Origin of the sequence: Clostridium sp. YIM B02569 (assembly GCF_022320765.1) — a bacterium.
In the GTDB taxonomy this organism is placed as follows: Bacteria; Bacillota; Clostridia; order Clostridiales; family Clostridiaceae; genus Clostridium; species Clostridium beijerinckii.
In genome coordinates this window covers 1-14,517 of sequence record NZ_JAKJJX010000040.1, presented here as the reverse complement: position 1 = coordinate 14,517, position 14,517 = coordinate 1, and the positions used below count along the sequence as shown (strand labels likewise).

Genomic DNA, 14,517 nt, shown 5'->3' with positions numbered 1-14,517 from the left:
ATGAATTGGATAACTATGCTTAAACGTTTGCTTAAGCCTGGATTACTAATTACAATTTTAATACTATTATTTGCATATAATTATACAGGCATAGGTATAATTATCCTAGTAATCTATTTTATAGATAATTTCCACCAATTAAATTATTACTTGGAAAAGGAAAGTGATTTTAACCAATTTATAAAAAGTATAAATAAAGGTATATCAGAGAATGCATTAAAATCAATATATCCATTAGTATTGATAAAAGAAGATGGAGAAATAGTTTGGTATAATAATTTATTTAACACTTTAAAATCAGATGAAGAAAATACTGAAAAGAATATTTTAAGTATAGCCAGAGGTATAAATCTAGATGATTTTTTAAAGAATGAAAATAATTTGCATCAAAGATTGAGCATACAAAATAAATTATATGATGTATACGCTACTTTAATTGAAACTAAAAATAAAAAAAATCTATACTTATTATCTTTTAATGACATTACGAAGCTAATAGATTATGAAACCACTCAAGAGAGTGTAATGTTAATAGAAGTAGATAATTTTACAGAAGTAATAGATAAAACCGATGATAACAACAGACCGCTTTTAGTAGCTGAAATAGAGAGAACAATAAACACATATGCCAATAACTTAAAAGCAATGATTAAAAGATATGATACCAATAAATATGTATTATCAATTCAAGATAAGTATATTGAAGATGAAATAAAACACAAGTTCAATATAATGGAAGTAATATCAAAAATAGATAAGGGGAATTCAATTGAAATTACTTTATCTATTGGTGTTGGCAGAGGTGGAATGTCTCCACTTGAAAATCATAACAATGCTAATATAGCTAAAGAGTTAGCGTTAGGCAGAGGTGGAGATCAAGTTGTTGTTAAAACTAATGATGACATAAAGTTTTTTGGTGGAAATTCAAAAGAAATAGAAAAAAGAACTAAAGTAAAAGCAAGAGTTATAGCTAGAGCTTTGAGTGAACTAATTAGAGAGAGTAGTAAGGTTTATATAATAGGACACAAGAATCCTGATATGGATTGCTTTGGATCTGCAGTCGGATTGGCTAGCGTGGTTAAGCAATTGGGGATCGGGTGTAAAATTATATTAAATAATGACATTACTGCAATTGGATATTTCTTAAATAAATTAAACAAGGAATCTAAATATGATGATTTATTTATATCAGTAGAAGAGGCAAAAAGTGATTTAGATGCCCAAACACTAGTAATTATTGTGGATGTTCATAATAAGAGTTATGTTGCTGATTTATCGCTAGTAGATAAGGTTCAAAGAAAAGTAATAATAGATCACCATAGAAGAAGTCCTGATATGATAGAGCATGATATACTTAATTATATAGAAGTATATGCCTCATCTACATCAGAGATGGTAACAGAAATTATTCAGTATATGGTTGATAAGCCTAAATTAACAAGAACAGAAGCAGAAGGTTTGCTTGCAGGTATTTTTATGGATACAAAAGGGTTTTCTTTTAAAACTGGTGTCAGAACTTTTGATGCTGCATCATTTTTAAAATCCTTGGGAGCAGATCCTATAGAAATTAAAAAGATGTTTACTGATGACCTAGAAGATTATTTACTTATTGCTGAGACTATAAAATCTGCTGAAGTAAGAGATAATACAGCTATTGCTATAACCCCTAAAAATATTGATACAGTAATTATAGCAAAGGCAGCAGATGAATTGCTAAATATATCCGGAATATCTGTAAGCTTTGTTTTAGGGGAAGTAAATAACGATATATATATAAGTGGAAGGTCAGTAGGCGATATTAATGTTCAAGTAGTGCTAGAAGCACTTGGCGGAGGAGGACATATGAATATTGCTGGCGTAAAAATATCAAATAAGACAATTGAGGAAGTAATTGTTGAATTAAAAGAAGTAATGAAAAAATACTTAAGGATAGGTGAATAAGTTATGAAAGTTATTTTATTACAAGATGTTAAAAAGATAGGTAAAAAGGGTGATATCATTGAGGCTTCAGACGGGTATGCAAGAAACTTTTTATTTCCAAGGAAATTAGCACAAGAAGCTAGTGATGCAAATATGCACATTTTGAATAATAAAAAAGAAAATGAGCGAAAACAAAAGTTAGCAGAACTTGAGGCAGCACAAAAATTAGCTGAAGAATTAAAAGGAAAAGAAATAAAAATTAAAGCTAAGACAGGAGAAAGTGGAAAGTTATTTGGTGCAATTACTAGTAAAGATGTTGCAGAATTAATTAAAGAACAGTATAAGATTGAAATAGATAAAAAGAAAATTGTTATGGATACAATAAAATTAGCAGGTGGATATGAAATTGATATTAAACTATATCCAGAAGTTAGCACTAAAATGAAGGTGATTATTGTTCCACAAGAATAAGGAGGATTAATTTTGAATTCATATGATGACGCAAGCTTATTGCAGGATATTATTTCAGGAACCTTATCATTAGAATCACAAATCGAGGCTTTATTTTCTATAACTAAGAATGTACTTGACAAAGGAGCTTTTAGGGCTAGAACAGTTAGGTTTAAACTAGATAAATTCATTCAATCATCAAATCTCCGCGATAAAGTTTTCGCACTAAATACTATATTAGCAGAGGGAAAAGATTTAAAAGTTACACCTAAGGAAGAAGAATTGCAAAAAGCTATAAATAGAACAGTTAGGTTAATTTCAAATGAACTAGCAAAAAGATATGTTCAAAATAAAATCGAATCTCAAGTTGAACAATCTATTATGGAAAAGCAGGAAAAGTATATAGATGAAGTTAGACTTTCAGTTATAAACAAGCAAAAGGGTTCTGAAAATAAAAAGACTATCAGCAAATTGAATAATTTAATAGAATTAGATAGTAGAATTACTAGTAAAAATATTATGAGCTTTTTAAGACCAACTGATTTTAATCAAGTAGTTGGGCAAGAAAGAGCTATAAGATCATTAATATCAAAGCTTTCATCACCATATCCACAACATATAATATTATATGGACCTCCGGGAGTTGGAAAAACTACAGCAGCAAGATTAGCTTTAGATGAGGTTAAAAAACTTTCATTTACTCCTTTTGATGACAAATCTAAATTCGTTGAAGTTGATGGTACTACATTAAGATGGGATCCTAGAGAAATAACAAACCCATTGCTAGGATCAGTGCACGATCCAATATATCAAGGAAGTAAAAGGGATCTGGCTGAGGTTGGGATACCAGAACCTAAACCAGGTTTAGTTACACAGGCGCATGGAGGTATACTATTTATAGATGAGATTGGAGAATTGGACTCTATGCTTCAAAACAAGCTGTTGAAGGTTTTAGAAGATAAAAGAGTAGAATTTTCATCATCATACTATGATCCGGATGATGAAACAATACCTAAATATATAAAATATCTTTTTGATAATGGAGCTCCAGCAGACTTTGTTTTAATTGGCGCTACAACTAAAAGTCCAAGTGAAATTAATCCGGCTTTAAGGTCTAGATGTACAGAAGTGTATTTTGAACCTCTTTCTTCAAAGGATGTCGTATTCATAGTAGAAGATGCAGCTAAGAAATTAAAGGTAAAATTAGAAGATGGGGTTGCTAAAAAAATAAGTAATTATACATTTGAGGGTAGAAAAGCTGTAAATATTCTGACAGACACATATGGATATGCGTTACACCGATCTAAAAAATTTATTGATAACTTAGAAATAAAATTATCAGATTTAGATGAGGTAATATCAGTTGGAAGATATACACCATATGAAAGACTAAGCAATGTAGACAAAAGCGAAGTTGGGCATGTGTATGGATTAGGCGTTAGTGGTTTTTTAGGATCTACAATTGAAATTGAAGCTACAGTTTTTGCTGCAAAGAAAAAGGGTTCAGGTATAGTAAGATTTAATGATACAGCTGGAAGTATGGCTAAGGATTCCGTATTTAATGCTGCTTCAGTAATCCGAAGCTTAACCGATAAAGACATTAAAGATTATGATATTCATGTTAATATAGTTGGTGGAGGAAAAATAGATGGACCTTCAGCAGGTGCAGCTATCACCATTTGCATAATAAGTTCGTTGTTAAACAAACCTATAAGACAAGATATGGCTATTACAGGAGAGATATCACTCAAAGGAAATGTCAAACCAGTTGGAGGAATATTTGAAAAAATATATGGAGCTAGAAGAATGGGAATAAAAACTGTTTTAATTCCAAGTGATAATAAAAATGAAATTCCTCTAAATACTGATGACATAGATATTAGAACTGTAGGATCTATAAAAGAGATTATGGACATTGCCCTTATTTAATTTAATGAAATAGGTCTCCTTAATATGAAGGAGACTTTTTTTTGCAACTAAGAAATGATAGAATTAGAATGATGATATACAAAAGATAAAGGGAAAATTAATTGTCAATTGATAATTAGATAGGAGGAATAAAACTTGGATGCATCAGTTATGAGGAGTTTGCCTCAAAGCATAGAAGCGGAACAATCAGTTATAGGATCTATGATCATCGATAAGAATGCTATTGCCAAAGTTCTAGAGAGTTTAGAAGAAGAGGATTTTTATAGAGATGGTCATAAGGTAATATATAAAGCTATACAAGAAATGTTTAGAAGTGATATAGCAGTAGATTTATTAACACTATTAGAATATTTGAAGAGTTCTGATATGCTTGAGAGAGCTGGAGGGGTAACCTATATAACAGAAATAAGCTCTTCTGTACCAACTACTGCAAACTTAAGCGCATATATAAAAATTGTTTCTGATAAATCTACGTTGAGAAAACTTATTAAGTCATCAACTGCAATAATAGAAGAAAGTTATAATAATCAAAGTAATGTGGAAGATGTCGTGGATAGTGCTGAAAAGAAAATATTTAATATAGCTGAAAAAAGAACATCAAAGGATTTCGAACCTTTAAGCGATGTATTAGAAAGAGGATTTGCACAAATAGAGAAATTGTTCAACAATAAGGGAACAATTACTGGTGTAGGATCTGGCTTTACTGATCTAGATGCAAAAACATCCGGATTTCAAAGTGGAGATATGATATTAATAGCAGCTAGACCTTCAATGGGTAAAACAACATTTGCACTAAATATTGTAGAACACGCAGCTCTTAGAGAAAATAAAAGTGTTGTAGTCTTTTCTCTGGAAATGTCTAAAGAGCAATTGGCATATAAACTTCTTTGTTCAGAAGCAAACGTAGATATGTTAAGCCTTAGAACTGGAACTTTAGAAGATAAGGATTGGGAAAATATAGCTATGGCTGCAGGTCCACTTTCAAAGGCAAAAATTTATATAGATGATACTGCTGGCGTAACTGTTATGGAAATGAGATCAAAATGTAGAAGACTTAAAATGGAGTATGGAATAGATCTAATCGTCATAGACTATTTGCAGCTCATGTCTGGAGGATCAGGTAGTGATAATAGACAACAAGAAGTATCTGAAATTTCGAGATCGATTAAAGCGTTAGCTAAAGAAATGGAATGTCCAGTAATAGCTTTGTCTCAGCTGTCACGTGCGCCTGAGCAAAGAGCAGATCATAGGCCGATGTTATCTGACTTAAGAGAATCAGGATCTATAGAGCAAGATGCTGATATTGTTATGTTTTTATATAGAGATGAATATTACAATAAAGAAACTGAAGATAAAAATATCGGTGAATGTATAATGGCTAAGCAGAGAAATGGACCGGTTGGAACTGTTAAACTTGCTTGGCTTGGTCAGTATAGTAAATTCGGTAATTTAGATTTAATTCATAAGGAATAAAATTTAAATAATTAGTAATACTAAATTAAAAAGATATAAGAAATTTATATAAATATAAAATTTCTTATATCTTTAAATGATGTGAATAATATGATTAGTATTAAACAGCTTTTGGAATTATTAATTTTAAACTGCTTTTATTATCGTGGAGTAAAATATTACTTACATCAACTTTTGATAAATAAAAAATTCGCTGAAATAAAAATTCTTTTGAATTATTATTAAACATAATTTTTAATATTAAAAAATGATTTTTATAAGATATTTCTAATATATGTTTACTATCATAGAATGAATCTACATTTATGTAATAAAAATCTGAAGATTCTTCAAGTTCACATGTAGGAAGTTGTTCTTCGAGCTCAAGAGATAGCACGGAATTAATGAATTCTTTTGGGCTTATTAAACAATTATTATATACTAAAAAATTATCTTTCATATATATTCCTCCCTTCATATTTAATTATAGTTTGTGAAGTTTTAATACAAGCTATCCTATGATAGTGGTGGTTTATAATTAAGATATTCATATAAAATGATAAAATTTGAATAAATAACAAAAATTTTTTAATGGGGGCTATGATATGAATAAAAAAATTGGTTTCATTGGTTGTGGTAATATGGGAAGTTCTATGGTTGGAGGTCTTATTAAATCTGGATTTATAAAGGCTGATGATATAATAGTATCAACTAAAACGGAATCTTCTTCAAAGCGATTAGAAGAAAGTTTCCAAGTGAAAACAACTTTAGATAGCACAATTGTTGCAAGAGAATCTGATGTTATTATTTTAGCTATTAAACCTTTTATGTTTAAGGAAATGATAAGTGAAATTAAATCGGAATTAACAACAGATAAATTAATTATTACTATAGCTGCAGGAATTACAATTAGCAATATGGAGGAGTGGATTAATAGTAGTGCTAAAATAATTAGGACAATGCCAAATACGCCAGCACTTGTAGGGCAAGCAATGTCAGCGGTATGCCCTAATAAGAATGTAACTAAAGATGAGTTGGATTATTGCTTTAAGATATTTGAAAGTTTCGGAGAATGTGTTCAACTAGAAGAAAAAGATTTTCACGCATTTATTGCATTATGTGGATCATCACCTGCATATGTTTTCATGTTTATTGAAGCTATGGCAGATTCAGCGGTAAGATTAGGAATACCTAGGGCTAAAGCTTATAAAATGGCAGCACAGAGTGTCTTAGGATCATCAAAGATGGTCTTAGAAACAGGAAAACATCCAGGAGAGTTAAAGGATATGGTTTGTTCACCTGCTGGGACTACTATAGATGCAGTAGTTGAACTAGAGAAATTAGGTTTTAGAAATAGTGTTATACAGGCTATGGATAAATGTGCAGAGAAATCTAAAAATATGTAGTAATTGAAAAGTGGAGGTATATTAAATAATTATAATTATTTAATATACCTTTTTTATAACTTTAACCTTCCAAATCAGAATTAATTAATAGGCCAAATGATTTAGATATATTATAGTAAAATTCAAAATCTTCTTGAGCATTAAAAAAACAAGGAAAGTTTAAATCATAATTTCCCCAAATTGTTATAGGTTTATTAGTAAAATAAAAAGTGACGAAGAAAATTTCTCTTGTATTTAAACGAACTAGTAATGGTATAAGTTCTTTATCAATAAGTCTAAAAAATACACCAGTGTGCTCATCAAAATTTAAATAAGACGTGAATATATCTTTATCTTCATCTGAAAGGAGATGAAAAAGCGTATTTTTGTCTTCAGGTGAAATTTTGTTTATATAAAAATCTATATAAGCGTTAGAATTATTGATCTCAAAAATATATTCTATTAATTTGATTAGTTTATTCTCACCATCATCAATATCACTAGCTACAAGAGTAAAATTTTTGAAAGAATATAAGCCATCAAGTATATTATTAAATCTTATATTAACTTTAGCTTTAAAGGTATCATCATTTATAGGTATTAGTAATTTATTCATGTGATTCACTCCCAATGTAATTAATATTAATTAAATAGTTTATGGTTGCCTATAGTATTGGTTATAGTTAAGTTGGTTTTAAGAGAATAATATATTTATTAACATAATTCTTGAAGATACTTCTTGTGGATAAGATTGATAATAATATAATGTGGATAATTATATAAAACTTATTCTGTGAATAATTATTGCTTAAGTGAAGTTGTGGATAAAATATTTATTTTCAGTATTATATTATCTGGTAGAATCTTAATAGAAAAGCAATACAAATAATAAAACCTACAATTGAGTTTATCATTCAATTGTAGGTCTTAATTTGAAATAGGAAATCAAAAACTTAAATTCATGAATACTAAATACTAGCAACGCCGCTTCTAATTGCCGCTTCTTTAACAGCTTCAGCAACTAAAGCTTGAACTTTTAGATCAAATGCTTTTGGTATTATATTATCAGGAGATAGTTCACCAGCCGGTATAGCATTTGCTATAGCATAAGCAGCAGCTACTTTCATATCTTCATTAATTTCTGTAGCCCTTACATCTAAAGCGCCTCTAAATATTCCTGGAAAGGCTAATACATTGTTTATTTGGTTAGGATAATCTGAACGACCAGTTCCCATTACTGCAATTCCAGCTTCTTTTGCATCTTCAGGAAAAATTTCAGGGGTTGGATTAGCCATTGCAAATATTATTCCATCTTTGTTCATAGTTCTAACCATGTCTTTAGAAACTATATTTGGGGCAGAAACACCAATAAAAACATCTGCACCTTTTATAACATCTTTAAGCGTACCAGTTTCATTATTTGGATTAGTTATATTAGCTAGTTCTTGCATGTAAATATTATGACTTAAATCTTTATCTCTACTTATTACGCCATCTATATCACACATTACTATATTTTTAACTCCAGAAGAAAGTAGTAACTTACATATGGCAGTTCCTGCAGACCCAGCACCATTTATAATTACTTTTAGGCTTTCTAGTTTTTTATTTACTATTTTTAAGGCATTCAAGAGACCTGATAAAACAACTATAGCCGTTCCGTGTTGATCATCATGAAATACTGGTATATTTAATTTCTCTTTCAGTCTTTTTTCAACTTCGAAGCATCTAGGAGCTGAAATATCTTCTAGATTTATTCCTCCAAGAGTTGGCGCGATATTTACAACTGTATTAACAATTTCATCTATATCTTTAGTATCTAAAACTATAGGAAATGCATCTACATTACCAAATTCCTTAAATAAAATACTCTTACCCTCCATGACAGGTAAAGAAGCAAGTGGGCCAATGTCTCCAAGTCCTAGAACCGCAGTTCCATCAGAAATAACAGCAACTGTATTCCATTTACGAGTATATATATAAGCTTTGGATGGGTCTTTATGTATCTCACGACAAGGTTCTGCAACACCAGGTGTATATGCAAGACTTAGATCCTTAGCAGTCTTAACTTCACAGGTAGGTTTGATTTCATATTTACCTTTTTTTTCTTCATGAAATTTCAAGGCTTCTTCATAAATATTCATTAAAAACACTCCTTAATATGCTAAATATATTCAAATTTACAAAAACATGATCTTGATCATAACAATATAAAACAATTATACGAATTATTTATAAAAAAAGCAAAAAAATATTCGATATGTGGTTGACCATAGAAAAGTACTTTGCTACTATTTAAAAGGAGAGGTTAAAATAAATTTAATGAAACTCCAAATTGATAATAAAAATTAAAGTTATTTATTTAAACTTTATATATTAAGGGAGGCAATATAAATGTCAGCATTTATTGTTTTAGGAGCTCAATGGGGAGATGAAGGAAAAGGAAAGATGACAGATTACTTAGCAGAGGAAGCTAATGTAGTTGTTAGATTTCAAGGTGGAAATAATGCTGGTCACACAGTAGTGGTTGGTGATAAAGAATACAAATTGCGATTAATACCATCTGGAATTTTATACGAAGATAAATTAAATGTTATAGGTAATGGAGTAGTTGTAGATCCAAAGGCTTTATTTGAAGAAATAGAATACTTAGAAGGTGTTGGAGTTAAAATATCGCCTGAAAAGTTAATAGTAAGCGATAGAGCACAGCTTATAATGCCATACCATAAGGTACTAGATAAATTAAAAGAAAAAGCTAGAGGAAAAAATGATATAGGTACTACAGGTAGAGGAATCGGACCTTGTTATACAGATAAATTTGAAAGATGTGGAATCAGAGTTTGTGATTTACTGCATGAAGATGTCTTTATAGAAAAATTAAGAGAAAATGTTGAAATGAAAAATGCTTATATTACTAAAGTATTAGGTGGAGAAGCATTAAATTTTGATGAGATACTAGATGAATACTTAGGTTTTGCTAAGAAATTAAGACCATTTGTTCAAGATACATCAGTTAAGGTATATGATGCAATTAAAGCAGATAAGACAGTTTTATTTGAAGGCGCTCAAGGAATGCTATTAGATATTGATTATGGTACATATCCGTATGTAACATCATCTAACACAACTGCAGGAGGCGTTTCAAGTGGTTCTGGTATAGGACCTAATATGATTACTAATGCAGTAGGTATAACAAAAGCATATACTACAAGAGTCGGTAAAGGACCATTCCCAACAGAATTACTTGGTGAAACTGGAGACTGGATTAGAGAAAAGGGACACGAATATGGTGTAAATACAGGAAGATCAAGAAGATGTGGATGGCTTGATTTAGTTATAATTAAAACTGCAGTTAGAGTGAGTGGATTGACATCATTAGCTGTTACTAAGATTGATACTTTAGCTGGTCTAGAAAAAATCAAAGTATGTGTTGGATATAAATTTAATGATACAGTTATAGATTACTTCCCAGCAAGTTTAGAAGACTTAGCAGAGTGTGAACCAATTTATGAAGAATTTGATGGCTGGGATGATAGTGTAGCTGATGTTAGAAGTTATGATGAATTACCTGAGAATGTTAAGAAGTATTTAGCAAGAATATCAGAATTCACGGGGACTAGAATTTCTATAGTTGGAGTTGGACCAAAGAGAGATCAAACTATGAGAATAGATAATCTATAGTTTAGTATTATGCTCGGGTATTGACTTTATGTTTTGTATAAAATATAATTTTATTGTAGACAATAATTACATAAAGTTATATTAAAGAAGGTGAAAGTATGATAACTAAAGATATGACAATTGGTGAAGTAGTTAGTGCAGATCAATCTAAAGCTCAAGTTTTAATGAGTTTTGGAATGGGATGTGTTGGATGTCCATCAGCTCAAGCTGAAACTATAGCAGAAGCTGCAACAGTACATGGATTAAATCTAGACGATTTATTAGAAGCATTAAATAGATAAGATAATTATTTTAAAAGGATTTTCTTTTTAGGGAATCCTTTTTTACTTATTAAAAAATATATTTATATCGTTTATGTTTTCTTATGGGTAATTCAATTTTTGTGATTATAATATTAAATAATTCATTAACAATATTATTGATAATTTTTTATAATAATAAATATAAGATATAGTAAAGGAGGGGAGGAGTTGTAAATCAAAATAGATGCCATTTAGCTATAATTTATTCGTTAAATAAAAATGTTTCAAATTTAGCTTGAGATTTATTTTTGCATTTTACAATTGTTAATTATGAGTAAGAAGTTTACAAAAAAATATGAAATACATTATTATGAAGTAAATTCTAATTTAAGATGTAAATTGTCATCTATAATAGATTTTATATGTGATGTAGGCACTCAACAATCAGAAGCCTTAGGTGGAGGAATTGATTACTGTACGAAAAATAACTGCGCTTGGGTATTTTATAAATACGATATAAAAATGTATAGATATCCAATGTTTGGTGAGGTAATAAGTGTCACAACAGAAGCTATAGGCTTTAAGAAATTCTATGGATTAAGAAAATATACAATTAATGATGAGAATAATAATGTTATAGGGGAAGCACTAGCATTATTTTTCTTAATTAATATAGATAAAAGAAGGCCAATGCGAATACAAGATGAACAATATCATATGTATGGAGCAGATGGTGATGTTGATTACGATATAAGTATGGATAAAATAGAAAGAACAAATGATGCACAATACTATAAGCAATTTAACATAAGATACAGTGATATTGATTCTAATAACCATGTTAATAATGTCAAATATGTTGAGTGGGCAATGGAAGCTGTTCCTCTCGATATCATTAATAATTATACTCTTAAAAGAATTAAGGTAGTATTTGAGAAAGAAACAACATATGGGGATAAGATTTCATCAACTGCTGCTATAAATGTAATTGATGAAAATAGTTTAAAATCATATCATACTATAAAAAATGGTGAAGGAACTGAACTAACGCTATTAGAAGCAGATTGGAAAAGATAATAAAGGTAAATAGAGGAAATTAGCTGTTGTAAGAATCTAGGTAGCATTAATAATTACGACAGCTAATTTTATAGTATTATTTTTATAGATAAGTTAATAATTTTTAACTATTGGCAGCAGACTTAGCTGCTAAATACCCAGAACTCCATGCCCACTGAAGATTGAAACCTCCACAATCTCCATGCACATCTAAAATCTCTCCACAGAAATAAAGATTTTTAACTAACTTAGATTCTAAGGAAATATTATTTACTTCAGATGTATTTACACCACCAACTGTAACTTGTGAATTGTTAAAGCCATTAGTGCCAATACATTTAAAATCCCATCTTTTAAACTTATCAATTAATTTGCTGGTAGTTCTCCAATCAATACTACTGCACGGTAGATGTATATCTTTTATCCCAACATCTTTTAGAATTGTAGAAATTAATTTTTTATTTATAACCCCAATTAGGGCTGTTGATATTTCTCTGTGACCCAACATAGAAAAATGTGTGGTAAAGAAATTTTCAATATCATCTTTACTTTCTAGTGGAAACATATCTATTCTTATAGTTACATTTAGATTTTCATAGAGAGCTTTAGAAGCATAAGATGATAATTGCATTATAGGGGGGCCTGAAATTCCATAATCGGTAAAAAGTATTTCACCAAACTCTGTTAGAATAACTTTATTATCAACTAAAATAGAAGCAGAGCCATCAAATTTTACTCCTGATAGAGCTTTTAAATAAGGATAATCTAATTTTAATTGAACAATGCCAGGAATAGGCTCTATAATACTATGACCCAATGACTTGCATAGTTTATAGCCAGATCCATCAGAACCTGTTTTAGTAGCTGATTTCCCACCACAGCTTAAAATAAGTTTTTTACAAGAAAAATTTTTAAAGTCATCATTATTACTTGTTAAAATAAAGTTATTTTTTTTACTTATAGAATCAATTTTACAATTTGTATATAGAGGTATTTGTCTATCATCTATTGCCATTCTGAATATATCTATTACAGAAGAGGCCTGAAGAGATTTTGGATACATCTTTCCGCTTTCCAATTCAATTAATGGCAATCCTAGAGATAAAAATGTGCTTTCAGTATCTTTAACAGTAAAGTTATCTAATGTCGCTTTAAAGAAATCTTGATTTTCACTATGGAAACACCCAAATGGGTGAGATATATTTTTATTAGTAATATTACATCTTCCATTGCCAGTTACAAGAATTTTTTTGCCAATTCTATCGTTGCTCTCAATAATTGCCACATCAAGTCCAAAATCTTTGGCTATTATTGCAGCCATTAGGCCAGAGGCACCACCGCCGACAATCATTAAATCGTGATAAATCATTATAACAATCACTCCCTATGTATGTTTTATTGACCATATAAAATTAAATCACATATTTTACCCAGTGCTAAAATAAACTGAATATTTTAAGTATACCATTAATTTATTAATCACTACTAAAATAAAAGGATTCAAATCATATTATTCAATATTTTATAATACTTTTTAATAAATTTTATCATAGTAATATTAAGGTTAAAAGAAAGGAATACTAAAAATGAGGTGATTTTATAATGGAAGTAAAGGTAATTAATATGAATTCGGGAGATTTCGAAAGAGTATTTAAAGTGATCAGAATGAACTTTGATAATATAATGGTTAATTATCCGAATATGAGTGGGGTAAAGAGTTTTTCTTTTAATGATGTGGAATGTATAAGTGAAAGTGATATAGATAAATTTTTAATTAACAATAGAAATTTCTTGAAAATTAAATTAAAAAGAGGGATATCAGTACTTTTTTACAATGCACTATATGAATCATTAAAGTTAGAAATTAAAGAAGAGGTAAAAAATCTAAGTATTTTAAGAGATAAATATAAACTGTACAAAAGTAAAGTATGGGAAAAGGAAATGCTGTTATTTATAAATAATAAATTTCCTTTAGAAGTTAAAGCGTCAGGAAAAAATTTTAAAAAGAATGGATATAGTATAAATATTAATAAAATAGAGAAAGAAGATTTTTTAGAAATATGTTGTGGTGAAATAAAAAATATTGAAGAGAAAATTAATTTAAAAAAAGATCTTTTATCTAGTCTGAAGGAGGCTAGAGATTATATTTAAGGAACCTCTGAAATGTAGATATAATGCCACTTTATTAAAAATAAATAATATAAAAATAAAAAAAATGAAAAAATGTGTTGACAGGGAATCTAATTTTGGGTATTATAGTCTATGTGGTCAGCAGCTTGAATAACTCAAGGACATCTAGTTAAGACATTTAAGCGAAAGACAATATAGCATGGCTCCTTGGTCAAGCGGTTAAGACACCACCCTTTCACGGTGGTAACAGGGGTTCGATTCCCCTAGGAGTC

13 protein-coding genes and 1 tRNA gene are annotated in these 14,517 nt (G+C 29.5%); 10 read left to right on the top strand and 4 right to left on the bottom strand.

The features are described from left to right. The 4 genes from L3B96_RS25325 (at position 1) to L3B96_RS25310 (ending at position 5,772) form a co-directional block, all read left to right on the top strand. Positions 1 to 1,941: a DHH family phosphoesterase gene (locus tag L3B96_RS25325; protein WP_041900769.1), complete on the top strand. Its 1,941-nt coding sequence runs from the start codon at positions 1 to 3 to the stop codon at positions 1,939 to 1,941. 3 nt (positions 1,942 to 1,944) lie between these two features. Next, positions 1,945 to 2,391: a 50S ribosomal protein L9 gene (rplI, locus tag L3B96_RS25320; RefSeq protein ID WP_017213161.1), complete on the top strand. Its 447-nt coding sequence runs from the start codon at positions 1,945 to 1,947 to the stop codon at positions 2,389 to 2,391. 12 nt (positions 2,392 to 2,403) lie between these two features. Then, positions 2,404 to 4,299: a Lon family ATP-dependent protease gene (gene lonC / locus L3B96_RS25315; RefSeq protein ID WP_238948927.1), complete on the top strand. Its 1,896-nt coding sequence runs from the start codon at positions 2,404 to 2,406 to the stop codon at positions 4,297 to 4,299. Positions 4,300 to 4,434: 135 nt separating this feature from the next. Further along, entirely contained in the window at positions 4,435 to 5,772 is a 1,338-nt protein-coding gene (locus L3B96_RS25310) for a replicative DNA helicase (RefSeq protein WP_012061228.1), read from the top strand. Between the two features lie 100 nt (positions 5,773 to 5,872). On the opposite strand, the gene L3B96_RS25305 is transcribed toward L3B96_RS25310, so the two are convergent. Further along, positions 5,873 to 6,211, bottom strand: a complete 339-nt coding sequence (locus L3B96_RS25305) for a hypothetical protein (RefSeq protein ID WP_017213159.1) — start codon at positions 6,209 to 6,211, stop codon at positions 5,873 to 5,875. Positions 6,212 to 6,356: 145 nt separating this feature from the next. Here L3B96_RS25305 and proC point away from each other — a divergent pair, with 145 nt between their 5' ends. Further along, positions 6,357 to 7,157, top strand: a complete 801-nt coding sequence (gene proC, locus L3B96_RS25300) for a pyrroline-5-carboxylate reductase (RefSeq protein ID WP_065417464.1) — start codon at positions 6,357 to 6,359, stop codon at positions 7,155 to 7,157. Positions 7,158 to 7,218: 61 nt separating this feature from the next. Here proC and L3B96_RS25295 read toward each other — a convergent pair whose 3' ends face one another. Next, positions 7,219 to 7,752 carry a hypothetical protein gene (locus L3B96_RS25295; RefSeq protein WP_238948926.1) on the bottom strand — a complete coding sequence of 178 codons (534 nt, stop codon included), beginning with the start codon at positions 7,750 to 7,752 and terminating at the stop codon, positions 7,219 to 7,221. Positions 7,753 to 8,104: 352 nt separating this feature from the next. Beyond that, entirely contained in the window at positions 8,105 to 9,280 is a 1,176-nt protein-coding gene (locus L3B96_RS25290) for a malic enzyme-like NAD(P)-binding protein (RefSeq protein ID WP_238901116.1), read from the bottom strand. Positions 9,281 to 9,530: 250 nt separating this feature from the next. Between L3B96_RS25290 and L3B96_RS25285 the strand changes: the two genes are divergently transcribed. The 3 genes from L3B96_RS25285 (at position 9,531) to L3B96_RS25275 (ending at position 12,136) form a co-directional block, all read left to right on the top strand. Then, entirely contained in the window at positions 9,531 to 10,817 is a 1,287-nt protein-coding gene (locus L3B96_RS25285) for an adenylosuccinate synthase (RefSeq protein WP_012061223.1), read from the top strand. Between the two features lie 98 nt (positions 10,818 to 10,915). Beyond that, positions 10,916 to 11,098: a DUF1858 domain-containing protein gene (locus tag L3B96_RS25280; protein WP_012061222.1), complete on the top strand. Its 183-nt coding sequence runs from the start codon at positions 10,916 to 10,918 to the stop codon at positions 11,096 to 11,098. Positions 11,099 to 11,389: 291 nt separating this feature from the next. Next, positions 11,390 to 12,136, top strand: coding sequence for an acyl-ACP thioesterase domain-containing protein (locus L3B96_RS25275; protein WP_238948925.1), 747 nt, complete (start codon positions 11,390 to 11,392; stop codon positions 12,134 to 12,136). Between the two features lie 103 nt (positions 12,137 to 12,239). Here the strand turns inward: L3B96_RS25275 and L3B96_RS25270 are convergent, their stop codons facing one another. Then, complete coding sequence (locus tag L3B96_RS25270; protein ID WP_238948924.1) at positions 12,240 to 13,484, bottom strand: NAD(P)/FAD-dependent oxidoreductase; 1,245 nt, start codon at positions 13,482 to 13,484, stop codon at positions 12,240 to 12,242. A 233-nt stretch (positions 13,485 to 13,717) separates the two neighbouring features. On the opposite strand from L3B96_RS25270, the gene L3B96_RS25265 reads away from it, so the two are divergent. Both L3B96_RS25265 and L3B96_RS25260 read left to right on the top strand, forming a co-directional pair. After that, positions 13,718 to 14,266 (top strand): hypothetical protein, encoded by a 549-nt coding sequence (locus L3B96_RS25265; RefSeq protein WP_238948923.1) that lies wholly within the window; start codon positions 13,718 to 13,720, stop codon positions 14,264 to 14,266. A gap of 180 nt (positions 14,267 to 14,446) precedes the next feature. Next, positions 14,447 to 14,517: transfer RNA gene (locus L3B96_RS25260), tRNA-Glu, on the top strand.

Excerpts from the sequence above, each read along its gene's own strand:
- proC (WP_065417464.1), top strand. The coding sequence starts at position 6,357 with ATGAATAAAAAAATTGGTTTCATTGGTTGTGGTAATATGGGAAGTTCT.
- L3B96_RS25290 (WP_238901116.1), bottom strand. The coding sequence starts at position 9,280 with ATGAATATTTATGAAGAAGCCTTGAAATTTCATGAAGAAAAAAAAGGT.
- L3B96_RS25295 (WP_238948926.1), bottom strand. The coding sequence starts at position 7,752 with ATGAATAAATTACTAATACCTATAAATGATGATACCTTTAAAGCTAAA.
- L3B96_RS25270 (WP_238948924.1), bottom strand. The coding sequence starts at position 13,484 with ATGATTTATCACGATTTAATGATTGTCGGCGGTGGTGCCTCTGGCCTA.
- rplI (WP_017213161.1), top strand. The coding sequence starts at position 1,945 with ATGAAAGTTATTTTATTACAAGATGTTAAAAAGATAGGTAAAAAGGGT.
- L3B96_RS25265 (WP_238948923.1), top strand. The coding sequence starts at position 13,718 with ATGGAAGTAAAGGTAATTAATATGAATTCGGGAGATTTCGAAAGAGTA.
- L3B96_RS25275 (WP_238948925.1), top strand. The coding sequence starts at position 11,390 with ATGAGTAAGAAGTTTACAAAAAAATATGAAATACATTATTATGAAGTA.
- L3B96_RS25285 (WP_012061223.1), top strand. The coding sequence starts at position 9,531 with ATGTCAGCATTTATTGTTTTAGGAGCTCAATGGGGAGATGAAGGAAAA.
- L3B96_RS25280 (WP_012061222.1), top strand. The coding sequence starts at position 10,916 with ATGATAACTAAAGATATGACAATTGGTGAAGTAGTTAGTGCAGATCAA.
- L3B96_RS25305 (WP_017213159.1), bottom strand. The coding sequence starts at position 6,211 with ATGAAAGATAATTTTTTAGTATATAATAATTGTTTAATAAGCCCAAAA.
- L3B96_RS25325 (WP_041900769.1), top strand. The coding sequence starts at position 1 with ATGAATTGGATAACTATGCTTAAACGTTTGCTTAAGCCTGGATTACTA.